This is a genomic window from Bacillus cereus group sp. BfR-BA-01381, from assembly GCF_022663555.1.
GTDB lineage: Bacteria > Bacillota > Bacilli > Bacillales > Bacillaceae_G > Bacillus_A > Bacillus_A pacificus.
In genome coordinates, this window is sequence record NZ_JAKUFR010000382.1 from 1 (window position 1) to 202 (window position 202).

Consider the following 202-nt stretch of genomic DNA (forward strand, 5'->3'; position numbering starts at 1 on the left):
CAATTACTCCAGCTTCTTCTGACTCTTCTGTTTCTGCAATTACTCCAACTTCTTCTGACTCTTCCGCTTCCGCAATTACTTCCACTTCTTTTGACTCTTCTGCTTCTGCAATTACTTCCACTTCTTCTGGTATTTCCACAATGATTGTTTCTTCAAGCTTTTCTTCTGCTTTAACAATCACTGATTCTTCTGGCGCTTGCTT

1 protein-coding gene is annotated in these 202 nt (G+C 40.1%); it reads right to left on the reverse strand.

Annotated features, from left to right (window positions below; genetic code table 11):
* On the reverse strand, positions 1-202 hold a 202-nt coding region (locus MR079_RS29155; RefSeq protein ID WP_242295129.1), incomplete at both ends, for a hypothetical protein.